19 protein-coding genes and 1 pseudogene are annotated in these 17,388 nt (G+C 52.2%); 10 read left to right on the plus strand and 10 right to left on the minus strand.

The window, feature by feature from the left end; genetic code table 11:
* The 4 genes from C4Q27_RS29380 to C4Q27_RS03115 form a co-directional block, all read right to left on the minus strand.
* A complete protein-coding gene (locus C4Q27_RS29380) occupies positions 1 to 168 on the minus strand; it encodes a hypothetical protein (RefSeq protein WP_170831807.1) in 168 nt (55 codons plus the stop codon).
* A 591-nt stretch (positions 169 to 759) separates the two neighbouring features.
* Positions 760 to 1,203 carry a DUF6527 family protein gene (locus tag C4Q27_RS03105; RefSeq protein ID WP_104886448.1) on the minus strand — a complete coding sequence of 148 codons (444 nt, stop codon included), beginning with the start codon at positions 1,201 to 1,203 and terminating at the stop codon, positions 760 to 762.
* Positions 1,200 to 2,387 (minus strand): ThiF family adenylyltransferase, encoded by a 1,188-nt coding sequence (locus C4Q27_RS03110; protein WP_104886449.1) that lies wholly within the window; start codon positions 2,385 to 2,387, stop codon positions 1,200 to 1,202. The genes C4Q27_RS03105 and C4Q27_RS03110 overlap by 4 nt, the downstream gene beginning before the upstream one ends.
* Positions 2,362 to 3,111: a multiubiquitin domain-containing protein gene (locus tag C4Q27_RS03115; RefSeq protein ID WP_104886450.1), complete on the minus strand. Its 750-nt coding sequence runs from the start codon at positions 3,109 to 3,111 to the stop codon at positions 2,362 to 2,364. The genes C4Q27_RS03110 and C4Q27_RS03115 overlap by 26 nt, the downstream gene beginning before the upstream one ends.
* A 212-nt stretch (positions 3,112 to 3,323) precedes the next feature.
* Between C4Q27_RS03115 and C4Q27_RS03120 the strand changes: the two genes are divergently transcribed.
* Together C4Q27_RS03120 and C4Q27_RS03125 are read left to right on the plus strand one after the other, a co-directional pair.
* Complete coding sequence (locus tag C4Q27_RS03120) at positions 3,324 to 3,695, plus strand: helix-turn-helix transcriptional regulator (RefSeq protein WP_104886451.1); 372 nt, start codon at positions 3,324 to 3,326, stop codon at positions 3,693 to 3,695.
* Between the two features lie 14 nt (positions 3,696 to 3,709).
* Positions 3,710 to 4,579 (plus strand): ImmA/IrrE family metallo-endopeptidase, encoded by an 870-nt coding sequence (locus C4Q27_RS03125; RefSeq protein ID WP_104886452.1) that lies wholly within the window; start codon positions 3,710 to 3,712, stop codon positions 4,577 to 4,579.
* Positions 4,580 to 4,756: 177 nt separating this feature from the next.
* Here C4Q27_RS03125 and C4Q27_RS29240 read toward each other — a convergent pair whose 3' ends face one another.
* The 3 genes from C4Q27_RS29240 to C4Q27_RS03135 form a co-directional block, all read right to left on the minus strand.
* A complete protein-coding gene (locus tag C4Q27_RS29240) occupies positions 4,757 to 6,082 on the minus strand; it encodes a hypothetical protein (RefSeq protein WP_158666117.1) in 1,326 nt (441 codons plus the stop codon).
* Positions 6,063 to 6,941, minus strand: a complete 879-nt coding sequence (locus C4Q27_RS03130; protein ID WP_104886453.1) for a DNA-processing protein DprA — start codon at positions 6,939 to 6,941, stop codon at positions 6,063 to 6,065. Before C4Q27_RS03130 ends, C4Q27_RS29240 begins: the two co-directional genes overlap by 20 nt.
* 220 nt (positions 6,942 to 7,161) lie before the next feature.
* The gene (locus tag C4Q27_RS03135; protein ID WP_104886454.1) at positions 7,162 to 7,527 is read right to left on the minus strand and encodes a hypothetical protein; all 366 of its coding nucleotides are present in this window, start codon (positions 7,525 to 7,527) and stop codon (positions 7,162 to 7,164) included.
* 18 nt (positions 7,528 to 7,545) lie between these two features.
* Here C4Q27_RS03135 and C4Q27_RS03140 point away from each other — a divergent pair, with 18 nt between their 5' ends.
* Complete coding sequence (locus C4Q27_RS03140) at positions 7,546 to 7,995, plus strand: 3'-5' exoribonuclease (RefSeq protein WP_104886455.1); 450 nt, start codon at positions 7,546 to 7,548, stop codon at positions 7,993 to 7,995.
* A gap of 26 nt (positions 7,996 to 8,021) precedes the next feature.
* Here the strand turns inward: C4Q27_RS03140 and C4Q27_RS03145 are convergent, their stop codons facing one another.
* A complete protein-coding gene (locus tag C4Q27_RS03145; RefSeq protein ID WP_104886456.1) occupies positions 8,022 to 8,324 on the minus strand; it encodes a nucleotidyltransferase family protein in 303 nt (100 codons plus the stop codon).
* Positions 8,325 to 8,916: 592 nt separating this feature from the next.
* Between C4Q27_RS03145 and C4Q27_RS03150 the strand changes: the two genes are divergently transcribed.
* Both C4Q27_RS03150 and C4Q27_RS03155 read left to right on the plus strand, forming a co-directional pair.
* Positions 8,917 to 9,702 carry a phage Gp37/Gp68 family protein gene (locus C4Q27_RS03150; protein ID WP_104886457.1) on the plus strand — a complete coding sequence of 262 codons (786 nt, stop codon included), beginning with the start codon at positions 8,917 to 8,919 and terminating at the stop codon, positions 9,700 to 9,702.
* Positions 9,703 to 9,730: 28 nt separating this feature from the next.
* Entirely contained in the window at positions 9,731 to 10,954 is a 1,224-nt protein-coding gene (locus C4Q27_RS03155) for a three-Cys-motif partner protein TcmP (protein WP_104886458.1), read from the plus strand.
* A gap of 81 nt (positions 10,955 to 11,035) precedes the next feature.
* On the opposite strand, the gene C4Q27_RS29245 is transcribed toward C4Q27_RS03155, so the two are convergent.
* Positions 11,036 to 11,854, minus strand: coding sequence for a hypothetical protein (locus C4Q27_RS29245; RefSeq protein WP_158666118.1), 819 nt, complete (start codon positions 11,852 to 11,854; stop codon positions 11,036 to 11,038).
* 147 nt (positions 11,855 to 12,001) lie between these two features.
* Positions 12,002 to 12,370: a histone-like nucleoid-structuring protein, MvaT/MvaU family gene (locus C4Q27_RS03160; RefSeq protein ID WP_104886459.1), complete on the minus strand. Its 369-nt coding sequence runs from the start codon at positions 12,368 to 12,370 to the stop codon at positions 12,002 to 12,004.
* 293 nt (positions 12,371 to 12,663) lie between these two features.
* On the opposite strand from C4Q27_RS03160, the gene C4Q27_RS03165 reads away from it, so the two are divergent.
* The 5 genes and pseudogenes from C4Q27_RS03165 to C4Q27_RS29650 form a co-directional block, all read left to right on the plus strand.
* Positions 12,664 to 13,356: a DUF421 domain-containing protein gene (locus C4Q27_RS03165; protein ID WP_104886460.1), complete on the plus strand. Its 693-nt coding sequence runs from the start codon at positions 12,664 to 12,666 to the stop codon at positions 13,354 to 13,356.
* Positions 13,357 to 13,803: 447 nt separating this feature from the next.
* Complete coding sequence (locus C4Q27_RS03170; protein WP_104886461.1) at positions 13,804 to 14,496, plus strand: hypothetical protein; 693 nt, start codon at positions 13,804 to 13,806, stop codon at positions 14,494 to 14,496.
* Positions 14,497 to 14,525: 29 nt separating this feature from the next.
* Entirely contained in the window at positions 14,526 to 15,305 is a 780-nt protein-coding gene (locus tag C4Q27_RS03175) for a hypothetical protein (RefSeq protein WP_104886462.1), read from the plus strand.
* Positions 15,306 to 15,641: 336 nt separating this feature from the next.
* Positions 15,642 to 16,436: an OBAP family protein gene (locus C4Q27_RS03180; RefSeq protein ID WP_104886463.1), complete on the plus strand. Its 795-nt coding sequence runs from the start codon at positions 15,642 to 15,644 to the stop codon at positions 16,434 to 16,436.
* A 674-nt stretch (positions 16,437 to 17,110) separates the two neighbouring features.
* A pseudogene (locus C4Q27_RS29650) lies at positions 17,111 to 17,302 on the plus strand (general stress protein); the annotation flags it as partial.
* Positions 17,303 to 17,388 lie beyond the last annotated feature (86 nt).

Raw genomic sequence — 17,388 nt, forward strand, 5'->3', positions numbered from 1 at the left:
TTAGAGGCTGCAGGTCTTGGCCAGCAGTGTCGCGGTGACTTCTTGCTTAGCGAATTCACGTGCCAGACGATTGTTGGTGTCGGCCATGCGATCACGAGCCGCCTTAAGGCTGGCTTCATGAGAACCCTTCCGGTTACGGGCCTCTTCGATCATACGCTCCAGAGTCATAGCTCCATCCTCTAAGAATATTGGTTCCACGGTGCATCAACGAATCCAAATGCGCGACCACTGACTCCACTGGACAGCAACGTGGTACCGACGCGCTTGCGGCGGCGGCGCGGATTATCGAATCCGGTCGCCAAGCTCCACAAGCAGTACCTATCGTTAGCCGACAAGCGGCATCACGACTGTAGTTCAGACCGAGCAAAAGCTCCAAGGTTCACGAACAAACAGCCTCAGGATCTGCCAAACGGTAGCGCCGTCACAGCTCTGCTCTTCCCAAGCAAGGCTGGACGCATCTCTCCCGGCTAGGAGGCGCTGAAACGCCAAAACCTCCATCACAGAGGTGCCCTAGCTAGGCAAGAATCATTGGATAAATCGAGTATGGCACAAGGCAATCATACACTTAAAGTGTAATTTGCCATTATTTTCGCACCATTATGGTGCAGAAAATGATGACACTCTGCCTGCGCGAGCTACGAGCCAGCGTGGAGGCGACCCAGCTGGAGGGAGAGAAAAGAGTGGGGAGTTTTGTTAAAGGGCCCCTCCTCCAGTACGGGCCCGTTCTTTTATAGATACGTCTCTGGTCGTCGCCAGGGATCAGAACCCGAGCCATTTTTTGAGCTTGCCGATAAAAGACGTTACCTCGGCCTGCTCCCGGGCCTGCGGTGTCGGCTCACGAACCACTTGCTGCTCCGACCTGCTCGCCTGCACTCGTGCTTTTGCTTCGGCATCACGCTTGCGCCCGGCATTGATCGCCGCCTGGGACATGTCGCCGGCCCACTCAATGCGGCCAGATCGCACCCAGTAATGAGAGCGGCACTTGAACGACCAGTTGCCGATAGACGGCTTGAGCGAGACCGTTTCCCCATCGAATGACATCTGCCAATCGGTTGGTGAGAACGGGGTGATCACTTTGTTGCCGCAACCACAGGCACACAGGTGCGCTGCGGTTGCGAACTCCATTGCCAAGTACAGCTCACCGGGCTCCAGCTTCTGCGGGAAGCTCTCAACGAACTGAGGTGTGAGACTCTTGATGGTCATGGGCGCTCCTCACTGTTGCCCATCTCGTTGAGGTTGGTCGAGTAGGTGAAGTGGTCGGCCTGGACTTGGTCGACGTAGAACCCACAGAGCCGTTTCCAGGTACCAACCGCGAGTACCGCGTTGAGTGCATTCAGGTCAGCGATCTGAATGTTCGAGCGATAGGCATCCTCTGCAGAGTTTTCTGTGAGCGGCATGGTGCGATTCGCGTGCTCATGATGCCCAGGTGTGAGCGTCGTTACACGGCACATCCCCCAGACCTGTTGCGTATCGCCCACCAGGTGCACACCCATGCCGACGTCAAGAAGCGAGGTTCGCGTACCTCGAAGTGCTTTCACCACCAAATCCCGTACAGCAGCGTTATCAACGCTGAGGAACACGTAGTCGAAAGCTGCCAGCTCAGCGACATTCTCAGCAGTGATCATGCACGGATGGGCCATGATGTTGCGGTGCATCTCCCCATACTTCTCCTTGAGGTACTCGACCTTCTTCATTCCCCGCTGGAGGTCGGTGAAGGAAACGGCACCCGGGTAGCGAAACGCATTGTGCTGCTGGAGCACGTCACCATCGTAGAGATGGATCTCAGCCACCGGCGTCTTAGCAACTTGATCCAGGATGTAAGCTCCGGTACCACCCAATCCAACCACCGCTACCTTCAGCCCCTTGAACCTCCCGGTGGGCGCTCCGATACCAGCGCGTGCCGACGCCGTGTCGGTGTAAGCGAAAACCGTATCCTCCACATCGGATCGGAACGGTGCGAACGTCTTGGCGGTGACGTCCTGATCTATCGCCTGAGCTTGGCCACTCAGAATCGATACGTAGATCGAGACCTTCTCGTAGTAGTCGGCATAGTTGCCCGCCTTGGGCTTGGCCGAGAAATAGTGGTTCACGACCAAATCCGACAACAACTGATTGGTACCGCTGCTATTGATGATTTGCTCGAGGGGACGCCCTTGCGAATCGCAAGGGCAGTCACCAATGAAATGTGCCGTATGGTCGCTCGGGCTGACCGCTACATCAGCGGTCAGATTGAGCGCCATGACCAACACGCCTTTGCACACCTGGCGCTGAGCGTTCACGTAAGGCACATCTCGAACCAAGAGATAACCTTCTTTGGTCTCAAGGTTGTACCCCTCGTTACGCAGGCGCAGGAGGTGAGGACTACGACTTATCAGTTGGTGTGACATTGAAGTGCATCCCCTTCTTGATACGGACGTGTTGGCCATCGACCAGGTTGGTCATGGAGTTACCTTCGTGACCTTTCGCAAACGTAACGGTGAACTGGGCGTTCGGATCCGGCACGGCTTCCGGGTAGGCCAGCCGTACCACTTCCCAGTAGGTGAGGTTGCGCGAGTGGACGAACATCGGTTGCGTGTTCACGAACACCTTGATGTTGATTTCCACGGCAGCGAAATGCTCGACACCAGGGCGTGCCAGGTCAAACAGGTCGCGGTCTTCGATCAGCTCATCGTCATCACCTGGGATTACCAAGAAGATGTCGTATTTCTGAGCATCCACGCCGGCCAGTTTCTTAAGCGTGCGACCAGAGATGCGTTGAGCCCCCCAGTCCTGAGCCCGCCCATCGATGAAGAAACGGAAGGTGCGGTCGCTTTTGAACGCCAGGAACTTCTCGATGCCGGCCTGACGCAGGTCGGTCGTCTCACTGGGGCTGAGCAGCTCCAGGTGCCCATTGGTGAGCACTTGGAACAACAGGTACTCGTCGACTGGGCGGAGCTCAGCAGCCTCCAGCACTTGCTGCCCGGTTGGAACAGGGTCAGCGATCACCAGTGGCCGGTACTCCAGAGCATCGTTGCCGAGCTGAATTTTGTACGGGCCGTGCTCACGCACCTCGCGGCCCGCCAAGACGGCGGCAGCCACGTCCTCAACCTCAAAATCGTTCAACTGACTCATGGGTGAATCCTCGTATGTGAACCAAATGAGCTGTTGCCTACGCAGACAACACCACCGTCTTTAAAAAACGACCCTAGGGTCGTTGTCCAGCCAGACAACAGTGGACTTCAAAAAAAAGCCGCTTATCATGGATCATGAATCGCGAGCTGTTGCCTGGCTAGGCAACAGACTACTCCCGCCCGTTTGGGCAATGCAAGAGGTTGGAGAAAAAAATGGATTTGGCCGGGTTCATCGCTACCATGCGTGAACGGAAAGAGCTGAGCTTTCGTGACCTGGAGAGACGTGCAGGCGACTTGGATCACGCATACATTTGGAGACTGGAGAAGGGAGATCGAGCGGCACCCTCTGAGGAAGTCGTCGACCGCCTGAGTCATGCGCTTGAGCTGGATGAGCGCGAAGTGGAGGTGTTCAAGCTGCTGGCCAAGTCGGTCACGGTTGAGGACTCCCTATACCGCCTGATGGTCTCTCGAGTGGACATCCCGTGGCTGGACTTTGAAGACGTGGCAACTATGAGCTTCCGAGGTGAGCGTCCCAACACCGAGGATGCCTGGCTCAAGCGGATCCAACTCATCCAGCAAATGTAACGACGAGGGCTTTCATGGACGAAAACGTTGTCATCTCACGAGCTAGAAAACTGCTGAAAGACGCCGGCATCAACACAGCACCCGTTGATGTCGAGGCACTTGCGCTCCACTTGGGCTTCAAGGTTTCACGTGTGGAGCTTGAGGAAGGTGAAGCAGGTAACACTTTCGAAAGGCGTGGACAGAAGCACATCTGCGTCAACGAAAAGGACAGCCCGGTTCGACAGCGTTTCACGATCCTTCATGAAATCGCACACCATGTCCTTGAGCTCCCATCCAAGCACGGCGATAAGGTGCCTGGTGATGAGCTAGAGCGCTTTACCGGGCGTCATCCGGAAGAGGTTTCGTGTGACCTCTTCGCTTCCGAGTGCTTGGTTCCCTGGGCAATGATTCAGCCATTTACTGAGGAGCGAGACTTTTCCTTGGAGAGCCTTGCTGACCTGGCTGATTACTTCCAGGCCTCTCGTTCCTGCATTGCATCCAAATTTGCACAGGCCTCTGAAGGCCATCTGGCTTTCGTTGTCGCTGAAGATGGCGTGGTCAAATACTCGATTGGCTCGAAGGCCTTGCGAGATGCCCGGGTGTGGATCACTAAGGGGATCCCGCTCCCTCAAAACTCTGCAGCAGCCAAGGCGCACAAGACCGGAATCAGCGGCCTTCATGAGGCAGATATCGAGGGGACTGATTGGAGCACAAGTGATGATGCTCGGCGATTCGCCTGCTACGAACAAGCTACCTACCACGCTCCCACAAGACAGACCCAGTCAATCCTGAATTTCGAAGAGCTCGATCCTCGACCTGTGTCGAACAGCTATCGTGCGAGAAATGATGACGATGATCTTTTGGAAGAACTTGATGGCCGGCCAGGTTGGTCAAAGTATCGGTAGCGTCGTTAAGCCAGTGGCGAGCTTGACGTGACTTATAGCTGAGTCACACCTCGAAACTCGCTCAGTCTGCAGTAATCTGAAAGTGATGCAACAGCTCTAGAGTAGTGAGAACCGTTGGAGATTTAAGAGCTAGGCCGCCCACGCTTCGAACCAGTTGGCACAAAAAAAGGCCAGCAATCACTCGAGAAAGCTAAAGTCAATCAAACTATCAATTGAAGAGTCATTTTCTGGGTGTACGGTCTTGAACAAGGCATACCCTAAAATCTTCGGACTACCCGGAACTACTGAAGTTGAAGAAATTATTGATGCGATAGCATTCATATGCGAGCCAGAGGTAACAACATCATCCAGTATGATCACATAGTTAACTTTAACGCCTTTGTAGCATGATCCATGCTCAACCCCTAAAGTAGGAAATTGATCATCCATATGCCGCCGCCCTTGAGTGCTATGTGAGGACTGCTTGGGTACGATTCGGCGGAAAACATCGAAATTAACGACATCAATATTATCAGATTCGTCTGAAACCCAACCACTCCACCATTCCGAGATCAATGCCACTGGGTTACTGAGATTGCACTCCTGCGGCACAGAAGGTGGCACAGGCACTAAAAGGACAGTACCATGAACACCGAGCTGATTAAGCCACCTAACAAAGTCCCGCTTATATATTCCAGCAAGACTCTTTAACGACCGCGTCGTATCATAGAACCCACCACTACCGTAGTGCTTCATCTTAAAGCTATGTTGATGGTGCGAAACCTCATAATTCTTTGCATGCTTTACTATTTGCCTCAGATCAAGGGACGAATATTTATCTCGACTGTCCCTGTAATTTTCAAAATAAGGCACATATTCACGAGCGTATCCAACAGACTCATCACCCAGCAGCTTTACAGTTAAAAAATCAGGATCAAAAAGATTATAGCCCTGATAAAAATCGTGAAAAACAAAACCAAGCTTATTGTGCAAGAAATCATCTATATGATTCTTCAACTGCTGAAAATTCGATGCCGTCCTTGAAGGCTGTGATCGCTCAACTTGTGCTACTGGGTAGCGGGTACCCCACGCCGCAAATACTGAAGGCGCCCTGATCTGGTGAGCAAAATAAATATCTTTAGGGCTATCACCAACAACAAGAAAATTCATCTCTGAAACGCCCACCCCAAGCACATCTGCCAAGCTATTTTTGAGCGAATCGAAATCAACTAATGGTTTTTTTTGATTCCCAAAAACCAATCGCGAATCAATTTTATAACCACAGCACTCCAACACTTTAATACAATAATTCTTCGGAGAGTCTGAGACAACCGCGATACTAAAATCCTTATCAGCTGCGGCATTGAAGCTTTCAATCAACTCCTTGCCGTAACCAGACACTTCAAGTGGCGAGCGACTCAAGAAATTTAAAACTTCTTCCCTACCTTTAACACTCGTCAAATATGGTTGGCAACTTAGCGTGTTTGCCAGGGTAAAATCCAAATCAAATAGAATCACCTGCATCGAAATTCTCCCTAATCACCTTTATCCTATCCTTGTTCTTTACAACCCATGTATAGGATGACTCTCGAATGTTATTTTCCAGGACATACACAGGTTTATTCTGCTCTAGACAGATTCGAATCGCGTGTTGGGTGCCGCTCTTATCACTTGCCCTAGCGACGACAATTCCTCCGGAGGACAAGGCAACCGTTGTTCTATTTCTATTTGCAAAGTACGAGCCGAACGAGCCGATACCGATTGGATATTCAGTAACAACAAGGTGACGGGCTGCAATTTCATCTTGCAGGGCAGCATTACTCTTTGGATAGTGCATATTCAACGGCGTACCCAGAACTGCAATTGTTCGACCGCCATTTTGGATAGCAGTCTCATGCCCTAACGTGTCTGAACCTTCAGCCAATCCACTAACCACAACCTCAAAGCCAGATCTGGCTAGACGACGAACGACCCGTCGCCCATGGTCACGGTGAGTTTCATCGAATAGCTCTCTGGTGCCCACAAAACCAATAGTTTTTTCTGCAGAGGCCAGTGCAAGATCGCCTTGGAAATACAGAACTGGTGGAGTACCTGGATAATCTAGTAAGACTTTTGGATAGCGTTCATCCAAGCAAGTTACGACATCGTAAGCTGCTGTGAACTTCTTGATTTTTTCAAAAACCTTAAGGCCAACGTCCTCCTCCACCGGAATCATTGTGAAGTGATCGTTATATATATTCTCAAGCGATCCGGCCTGCAACAATGACTTTCTGAGATCATCATTGGCTTTGGCACTTCCAATGCCTATTTTTTTCGACAACACCAGTACCGCATGCATCCACGCGAGACGTTGATGATCGTGGGTCAATTGATCCAAAAGCACAGGTGGAATCCTCTCCAATGCAGGCTGAATGACTATTCCCTTGCCTCCGCAAAAAGCGGAGCGCCTGCCTTCGATAGTGGCAAATTACCATTGCGCTTGCGGCAAGGGAAGCATGAAAGGTAGGCACGCTACCCTAGCGAGCACAGAATGCAATGTCCTCATGACAACAGCCTCTCTTCTAGCTGTCGCTCAGGTCGGTACCTTGTTTGTTAGGGAATGGTCACATCCCAAGCTGGGTGGAGAGCCGAGCCGCCCGCATGGTCTGGGTAAGCTTAGTGGCAGGCATCTTCTCCAGCAGGCCACCAACCAGGTGCTGGGCGTGCCGGCTGTACAGCGTCACGCGGTTTGAGGAGTCCTCTCTGAAAGGCACGACACCGTCCACTTCCACCTGGGCAATTTTCAGTAAATTAATCACCTCAGGGCCTACATCATGCTCATCCAGATATTCGACCGTTGGCCTTGCGGCAGGCCCTGCCCCTTGCCACAGTTCGACGACGACCTGGTACAGCTCAGATTGCCCGAAATGATCCAGAGCCGCTTTCCAGAGAAGGGCCTCTTGTGAAATGTCGATGCGGTTGCCACTCATGCGAAAGGAGTCACTGTCTTGAAGCTCTACCTTGATTGCGAATTCACTCAGCTGTCGTCGGCAGCCAAACTGATCTCGCTTGCCTTGGTCGCTGAAAACGGTAAGGAATTCTACGTGGAATTGTTGGACACGTGGAGCACTGAAGACTGTAGCGATTTCGTGATCGATATTGTGCTCCCACAGCTCTGGCATGGGAGCTATGCGATGCCCGTTGTGGCTGCACGTGACGCGCTCCTGGCCTTCCTCGAAGGCTTCATGGAGACACTAGAGATTGTGACCGACGCACCACAGTACGATTGGGAGCTGTTTTGCGAGCTGGCTTATGTAAACGGACGCTGGCCGAGCAACGTGATCAACAGGCCTACAGATGCAACTACCCTGGACGCTTGCAACGATGGAGCACCGTTGCCTCACCATGCGCTCTTGGACGCTCGAATCATCGCCAGCATGTTTGTCTCTCCTAAGTGATCATCTAACGCTTTGCCGGCCAGGCGTTACAGATCAATCGCCTCGGCACTGACCACCGCTTTCAGGTGGTCGGGCATGTTGTTAGCAATGTTGAAATCGACCGCAACCCCGAGCAGTTCCGACAGCTCGGCTTCAAGATCTGCGATATCGAACAATGAGATCTTTCCAACCAAAGCATCTGGAATGGTTGCAAGAAGATCCAGATCACTCCCCTCACGATCCTCATCTCTGGCTGTCGATCCAAAGAGCTTTGGTGAGACGAAACCGTAAGTTTCGACGACTCGCCTGACCTGATCCCGCTTGCCCTTAAGAGCAACTGACGGCTTCATTGAAGAGTCCCACTGCTTTTATGCGTGCCCATCACCTGTCAACCCCCAGACAAATACCCACAAAAAAAACAGGATTATTTACATGCCTGTTTGGCACCAAAAGCGAGCCGGGGCCTTGCGGCCCCAAAGAACGATCATGCAAGCAGGGATTCCAGCCGCGCCATTCCTCTATGTGAACTGCTCAAATTTTAGTCAATCTAGCAGCAGAAAACGGTAGGGCCACGACAAAAGCGGTGGATGCTCAGGCCAGTTTCTCGCGGGAGAGCCTTGGAAGCTGGGACACAACAGCTTTTCTTTTGATTTCAAATATATAGAGCTCCGTTTTTGAAAAACGCATTCAATAGTAGCCTTTTGATTACGTCCCATATTTGTAAATTATGACGCATTAATGACACTCCATGAGGTTTTCAGATCTCTTGAGTGGGCTTTCCGCGCTATACTGTTCATCCATACAGTGCGCAATGATACGAGCCGCTAGCCCCCTCCGATGGCTGCCCATAGGGATAGGAATTCATTATGATGGCCACCGAATTCGGCTCTCTCGGTCAGAAATGCGCCAGTTAGGAACGCAAACGAGGAGCTAGGAAGGGATATGGCAGAAACACAAATCGAGTGGACGGACTCTACTTGGAACCCAGTAGCCGGCTGCTCCATCATCAGCGCTGGGTGCAAAAACTGCTATGCCATGGAGATGGCGCGTCGCCTCGAAGCCATGGGTACCCCCAAGTACGTTGGGCTCACCCGCAAGAAGAACAAACGCATCGTCTGGAACGGCTCAATCGTCGAAGACCACGATTCCCTGGCAATCCCGTATCGCTGGAAGAAGCCTAGGAAAGTCTTCGTCAACTCCATGAGCGACCTTTTCCACGAGAAGGTAAGCGAAGAGTTCATCATTGCGGTCTGGAAGGTGATGCGTGAGACACCACACCACAACTACCAGATCCTGACGAAGCGACCTGAGCGGATGAAGCAGATCCTGAATGAGGTCATCACTGAGGTGCTGCCGAACGTCTGGCTGGGCACCTCTGTCGAGGATGCGGATGCGGCTGAACGTGTCCAGTTCTTGAAAGAGACCCCGGCGCAGATCCGCTTCATCTCCTTTGAACCCCTCATTGGCCCTGTAGGCCCGATCGACCTATCACTCATCGATTGGGCCATTGTCGGCGGCGAGAGCGGCAACAAGGCTCGACCTATCAAAGAAGGCTGGATCGACGAGATCTATAGCCAGTGCCTGGAGAGCGGCACTGCGTTTTTCTTTAAGCAGTGGGGAACATGGGGTAAAGACAATGTTCGCCGCTCGAAAAAAGCCAACGGTAGAGAATATCGTGGCAAGACCTGGGACGAAATGCCTGTCAAGTTGGTAGGCATGGCCCTGTAGATCTACCGTAGCCAGATAAGGACGTTTCATGGTCGGAAAGAGCTATGCTTGGGAGCAAGGTGCCACCCTACTCGAGCATTCAAGGAAAAAGCATCAGATTCTTCGCGAGTATTTCTACCAATACGTCCTGACACGCTGCAAACCCATGGTAAGGAGGTTTCGCCTTGCTATCGTCGACGGGTTTAGCGGTGCTGGCCGCTATGAGTGTGGATCTGCCGGATCACCTATAATTTTCGTAGAGGAGCTGAGTCGAGCCATCCTCGACATTAACCTTTACAGGATGAGTGAGAACCTGCCGCTTCTTGAGATAGAGTGCTGCCTCATCCTAAACGATGCCGACAAGAACGTAATAGAGATATTAAAAGGTCATCTCAACCCTATTCTTCTTGAGCACACTATTTCTAATCGTTTCCTAACGATAAAGCCATATTATTTCAGCAATTTCTTTGAGGCCATTTACCCCGAGATCAAGGCCCAAATAAATTCTGAAAAATACACAAATATTATATTCAACTTAGACCAGTGCGGACACAGCCACGTCCAAGTAGATACTCTGGCAGACATGATGGCTATCAATGACTCTGTTGAGGTCTTTTATACATTCATGATTTCGTCTTTGACGGCCTTTTTGAAACAGCACGACCCTCAAACCCTGGCCTCACAGCTCGCTTATTTGAAATTAAGCGTTCAGGATTTCGAAGCTCTTGAAAAGCTGCAGTCCAAAAACTCATGGCTGGGCGTAGCCGAACGACTGGTCTTCGAAAACTTCAAAAAGTGCGCTAGGTTTGTTAGCCCATTTTCGATAAACAATCCAAATGGTTGGCGCTATTGGTTGCTGCACCTGGCAAATAAACACAGAGCCCGCCAAGTATACAACGACGTACTTCACCAGAACAGTGAGACCCAGGCTCACTTCGGTAGAGCTGGCTTGAATATGCTGGCCTACGACCCTAGTGAGGAGCAAAACCAAAACCTATATCTCTTCAATGAGTCGGCAAGAGACCAGGCAAAGGAGGAGCTTACAGACGACATCCCAAAATTTCTCTGCGACACAGGCCGCCCAGTCCTGGTACAGGAGTTTTTCGAAAAAATCTATAATCATACTCCTGCCCACAGCGATGATATCAACAAGGCTATCCTAGGAAGCAGCGAGCTTGATGTAATCACACTGAATGGTGGAAAAAGGCGAAACCAAATCACTGCCAAGGACTTTATCGAGTTCAGAAAGCAGCGTAGCTTTTTCTTCCAGTGAGACACTGCAGCGAGTGAGCCAGCTTATTAAATTGGCTCACGTACTCCAACCATTAACTATGGCCATCTATCGAAAACCCAATCACCCAGCATCATTGAAAATTAAATCACGCGAATATGGGCTAAACCTGAACACCTTGTATTCTCTAGGGTTATTTTCAGGAACATACACCTTCATCTTTGGCTCATAGCTATAACTTGGATAAAATCCGAATACCGAGACTTTCTTAGAGACTACCCAGCCCCAGAGATATCTCAGAAACCCCTCACTCTCACGAAGCTCTCTAGCTAGTTTCTGGCCATAATCAAGCTTAACCCAATCCCGCAACTGATTGGTATTTTCGGCTGAAACAGCACGATATCTTAACTCCCAGTCTTCACTGGCGCTACTTTCGCTGGACATAGAAGCTTTGACATCTAAGCCAGATGGAATCGACAGATAGCTCCGACCGGCTCTAGCCACAGACACAGAAAACGCGCCATCCACAAAGTTAATATGATCCTTTGGAGGCATGTATAAAATCCTGTGATTTGCGTATACAAACTCATCACTGGCATTGACATCCAGAGTTACATCCTTAGCGCTAATCGAGCCCGTAGATCTAAAGATATCATTCGGAATTTTCTGGCGCTCTGAACCTTTAGGATACCTAAGCGACAGAGCAACTCTCTTGACTACTTTTTCTGACTCATTTTGAACAGCCAGCTCAACAGGAACTATAAGCCGCTCACCATTAGCAAGACTAGGACTCGCATAGAAGAAGTAAACTGGTTCACCTCGTTGAAGCGGCACCGAATGGAGGTACAAAGTAACGCCCTTACTAGACCATCGCCCCTCCAAATAATCACCGCCAACCTGGTAGATTAAGGGGGTTGCCCCTGCCCCAAGAATCACAGTCACCAGTGTCGTGATCCAGTGACTTTTAGCGTAACTAAACAGCGATGAAACCTTTGCCCACATAACAACCTCAAAAAAAGAGGCTGCCACTTTCTACAGTGATAGCCTCTTCAATCTAATTAAATCTTAAATCGGTGACACCAGCACTAATTAGTGGCTGAGCCATCCTTCAACCACGTCAGCACCGTACTGAGCTTTCCACTCCTTCAGCAGCTTGTGGTTGCCGCCTTTGGTTTCAATGATTTCACCGTTGTGTGGGTTCTTGTACTGCTTCACCTGTCGCGCACGACGCGGGGCCTTTTCAGCTGCTGTAGGGGCGGCGGCATGACGGTTCGCTTGAGGATCCAGGATGTTGATGATGTCGCGCAGGCTGTAGCCGTATTTGCTCAGCAGCTCACGCAATTTGGTCTCAAACGCAATCTCTGCTTGCAGCTCGGATGAGCCTTTCATGGCCTCGAGCTCGGCCAGTTGTGCGGCCAATGTTTGCTCGAGCTTACGGAATTCTGCAAGACGGGACATAGATGCTTCCTCAAATACCGGATGAAATTAGTCAGTTACTGTAAACCATTTTCAGCTTGCCCTACTTAAATTTTGAGTATGCATCGCCATTCCTGTTCCATTTCTATGCAGTGACGTTCGAACACACACCCCTGAATCAGCAATGCGAATAGCTGAGCCTGCCGGCCCCATGAGAGAGCTGCTTCGCTATCGGTGATCATGGATCACTTTTTCGCTGACATCAGCGCTTGAACCAAGACCGAGAATTGCCAGTCAATCAGTAACGGGAGATTGCAACAGGCGGGATACAGCTAATGGTTTCATTTGATCTGCAAAGGATGCTCATTGGCGAATTCCCGCTGACCTTTCTCTTAGAGGTCGCCCTTCGTGTTTCAGCGGCGTTTCTAGCCGTGTTCTTCTTTTTGAAATTCAGTGGTCGCCGTGGAATCAGGCAGCTCTCCCGATTCGAGCTCGTGGTGATCCTCACCTTGGGCTCAGCCGCAGGCGATGTGACGTTTTACGAAGATGTACCTCTCCTCCCGGTCGCATTGGTTTTCCTCACGCTTTTGCTGCTCTATCGCGGAACCATCTACATGATGAGGCGCAGCAGAACCTGCGAGGCCTGGATCGATGGGTTGCCCATCACGGTCGTAAAGGACGGGATGTACGAGATCCATTCGCTGCGGAATTTGAACATCTCGTCCAACGAGCTCTTCATGGAACTGCGCCAACAAGGCGTGGAGCATCTCGGCCAGGTTCGGCTCGGCCTATTGGAAACCGATGGCGATATCAGCCTGTATTTCTATGGGCCAGATGACACCCGGCCAGGGCTGTCGGTGCTCCCGGTCGAACATCGTCCAGAATACCTGGCACCGCCGAACGCGGGCTTACATTGTTGCGTCAGCTGCGGCTTCCCTACCTTCCATGAACCTCAAGACTCAGTCGTGTGTGAACGCTGCGGACATAACGTCTGGTCACCTGCATTGGATACCGTGCGCAACCGCTAGACCAAATCCACTTAATAGCGCGGGGGTTGGACAGGCACCGTCTTCACTGACGGGTTTATTCACGTCCTTTTCACATGCGATGTGGGAACGTTAGTTATCCCTACGTGTGATAGAAGCTCCCTTGCCCGCCCCCAGCGGGCTTTCTTTTGCCCGCAAATTGCTCCGTCTAGCCCCTGCCCCGAGCTACTGCTCACCTCAATGGATAGTCCCAGCCCGCCGTACATGGGCACCTTTCAGAGCCTCGTACTTCCACACCAGTGGCTAATCCAATTCAGTGTGGGACAGACTGTCGGGTTACTGAATGCGCCGCAAGTGTGCGCAGAGATCGGAACGCCACGGCTTGGCCTGAGCAACAAAAATCATGCTGAATGTCACAAATTAATCATTGACGATGTACTATTTTCATTTTAATCTCTGCCTACACCTTCCAAGCAGGCGGAGCACACGATGAGCACCTATTGGCGTAACCAGTTCGAAAAAAACTTTGTCTCACCTGAAGAGAAGCTCGATCTGGACGAGATTCTCCAGGAATCGCACGACGTCTATTGGGGTTCGCTGGGTGCCTCACTGATCAAATTTCATGGCCAAATCGACCCCACCAGCCTGGCGACTCTCGATCAGATTTACCAAGGTGAGATTCCTGTTCAGGCGGCAGCTCGAGACTGCTACGACTACGCGATCAATGGTCGGCTGAAACTCGCCACGAATGGTGCACAGCAAGACCGAATGAACGACAGCTGGGGACGTTTGGCCACGCTTGTGCTGTCTGCTAGACCCGACATCGAAGTCTTCTCGCCAAGCGTTCGCGGCCGTGAAATGACTTTACCCAGGGGGCTCGAAAAAATTCTGTTCCACGCTCTGATTCGAGCACGCCTAGACCTCGATACCCACCCGGCATTTAAAGATGACGACGCGCTACCCATGTTCTTGTCGGGGGAAGATCAAAGCGGATTTCTGACCCTCAAGGAAATTGCAGTGTTGGGGCAAATGACCGAGCGAGCAGTACGCAATGCGGCTCAACCCACCGCAGCTGACCAGCTTCAAACACGTAAAGAACAGAATCAGACGGTGGTCGACTCGAACGAGGCGTTGCGCTGGCTGAAAGGACGCCGGGGCTTCATCGCCACCCGCGCTGACTAACACGCTGCCAATTACCATAGGACACGATCATGAGCCTCGAACAATTCAGCACCCTGCTCTCCGCCACTTCCTACGACTTTACCAACAACCTGCCGGAGGAGCTGTTGCTAACATCTGAGGGCAACCTGCATACATTCTATGCACCCTTCGACCACATCAATACCGGCGCCCGTATCGTGCTATGCGGCATCACCCCAGGGCTGCAACAAGCCAGCCGCGCCCTAGATGAGGCGTGCAAACAACTTCGCCAGGGCGCCTCCATCGAGCAGGCCAGGGAAGCTGCCAAAGCAACCGCCAGCTTTGCTGGGCCTATGCGAAACAACCTGGTCAACATGCTTGATCACGTAGGTGTTCACACGCTGCTTGGCATCGACAGCTGCGCTCGACTCTTCGATACGCACCGTCATCTGGTGCACTACACCTCGGCGTTACGCTATCCAGTTTTTGTAGACGGTCAGAACTACAGCGGCAGCCCAGCCATGCTCAGTCGCTCCAGCTTGCGGCGCCAGGTTGAAACCCACTTGGCGGAAGAGATCAGAGTCTTGGGCCCGCAATGTTTGTACGTACCGCTCGGGCCGAAGGTGGCGGAGGTCTTCCAGCATTTGCAGGCCAAAGGCCTGCTGAAAGCCGAACAAATTCTTGATGGGCTTCCCCACCCATCTGGCGCTAACGCAGAGCGCATCAGCTATTTCCTCGGCAGAAAATCCCGAGATGAGCTGTCGACTCAAACCAATCCGACAGTGTTGGACAGCGCCAAATCCAAGATATTGGACAAGCTGGCAAAGCTCCCGAGGCTGGAGCGTTTTTAATAGCAAGGTGGGGGTTCACGTGCTTTAGATCTTAGTCACCGCCTGGGGTGGGGCGGTAATTCCCCCCTCTCTCTTGCTGGGCTTTTCCAGCTTACTGCTAAGCAGTACAGCGGCTCCGGTCTTCAGTAGCCGCTTTTTTCTGTGCTCGTTTTGCGCTGTATCAATCGAGCAAGCGCGTGATGATTTATCCCTACGTGTGATAGAAGCGCCCTTGCCCGCCTAGCAGCGGGTTTTCTTTTGCCCGTAAGTCGTCATCGACTCGAGCCACTCGTCCGTTTGTCTACCCGCTTCCTTGGCCGTGGCTGTCCTCTAAGGACACCAGCCAGAGCCTTTCTCATGCGACAGCTATTCCAAACGATAACCCTTCCCCTCGCCTGCACTCTGCTGTGGGCTTGCTCCGCTACCGAAACGAAGTCTCCTGTGGAGACACCAGGCAGGCCCGAGTCTGCTAAAACCCAGTTGCTGGAGGCCGGCGCTGCGACGCTGCAATCCAAGCCGCCCATCGACGCTATCAACGCCTACCTGGATGGCTTTCATTTTTATAACGGACATCCGGGCGTGCAGATGGAAGCTCACCATTACTGCTCCATCCTGAATGAGGATGTCATCCAGTGTGTGATCTTCGACGGCAATACCAAGGGCGCGAAGATCATGGGCGTCGAATACATCATCGACGAGAAGCTTTTTGCCGGATTACCACCCAAGGAGAAGGCAATGTGGCATAGCCATGGCTATGAGGTCTCCTCTGGGCAGCTGATTGCACCAGGCATTCCAGCACCTGCTGAGCATGCTCTTATGGAGCGACTGGCGCATACTTATGGGAAGACATGGCACACCTGGCACACCGATCAGGATAAAGCGCTGCCTGTAGGTGTGCCGCAGTTGATGATGGGTTTTACCGCAGATGGGCAGGCTGACACGGCGATGGTCGAACAGCGCAATCGGCGCCTGGGTGTGGATGCTGTGAAAACCAAAGCTGAACGGGCTGACATTCGTATTCCTGATGCTGATCCCCAGGCTGATGGCTGGCAGCACGGTAACGTCATTCAAATCACCGATCCAACCGGTGCCCATGTACATCGCTCTTCAACAGCTACACCACCCACTACAAATAGCCGATCCAGCCATTAGCCCCTGCATCAGCTTTGTGTGGATGGGGCCTCGGGCGTGCCCCCTTTCGGGGAAGCGGCTGTCGTGTACCGCGCCCTGGCGATGCCAGGGTCACGGCCCTACCGGGCTTCCATCCTCACGCCTCCGCCCATCCATGGGCTACGCGCTCCGCTTGCTAGTTGCCGTCACTCAAACGCCCGGCCTAGTCCTTGTCTCAAAGTGAACGATCAGCACACCGCGACACTCCATGTACCGCATCGTGTTTAGTGATCAGCACGGCGAGGGAAGGATCCTGATCAACATCCATGGAGAGGAAAACTGTGAGCGTCACCTTGAGATGTCTCAAATGCGGTGGGCAAGACCTTGTACGACCACAGCGGTTAAACAAGAAGGCCATCCTCACGTGCCGAGGATGTGCCGCCATTGCCAATTACGGTGATCTGATGGAGGCAGAAAGTAGAAGGCTCATCGCCGACATCCGGCAGCGCCTATCTCTCTTGAAAGCCGGATAGCCGCGCTCCGATTGCGAACAGCGTGCCAAGCTATGTCGCAACCTTTATTACACGATACGTTGCGCTTCACGATCTTTCGCGCAGCCGGTCAGCTAATACCAAAGTAAAGGGAGCGTCCCGAATTCGCCAAGCATCTCAACAGAACACACAGGCTCTCTGTGTGAACACACGAGGTGCGAGATCATGGCGAACGATCAAGACAAGACAGGTCAGCAAGGCGGCACCGCACAAAACAATCCTGGTAATTTTGCCAACGACCATGAGAAGGCTTCGGAGGCCGGTCATAAAGGCGGCCAAGCCTCGGGCGGCAATTTTGCCAATGATCCTCAGCGGGCCTCGGAAGCCGGCCAAAAAGGCGGTCAAATGTCCGGGGGAAGATCTGAGGATCAACAAACAGGGCAAGGTAGCGGCAGTGAGCTTCAGGAAGATGATCCTCAGCGTGCCGGTGGCGCAACCCAACG

The organism is Pseudomonas sp. SWI36 (assembly GCF_002948105.1).
GTDB lineage: Bacteria > Pseudomonadota > Gammaproteobacteria > Pseudomonadales > Pseudomonadaceae > Aquipseudomonas > Aquipseudomonas alloputida.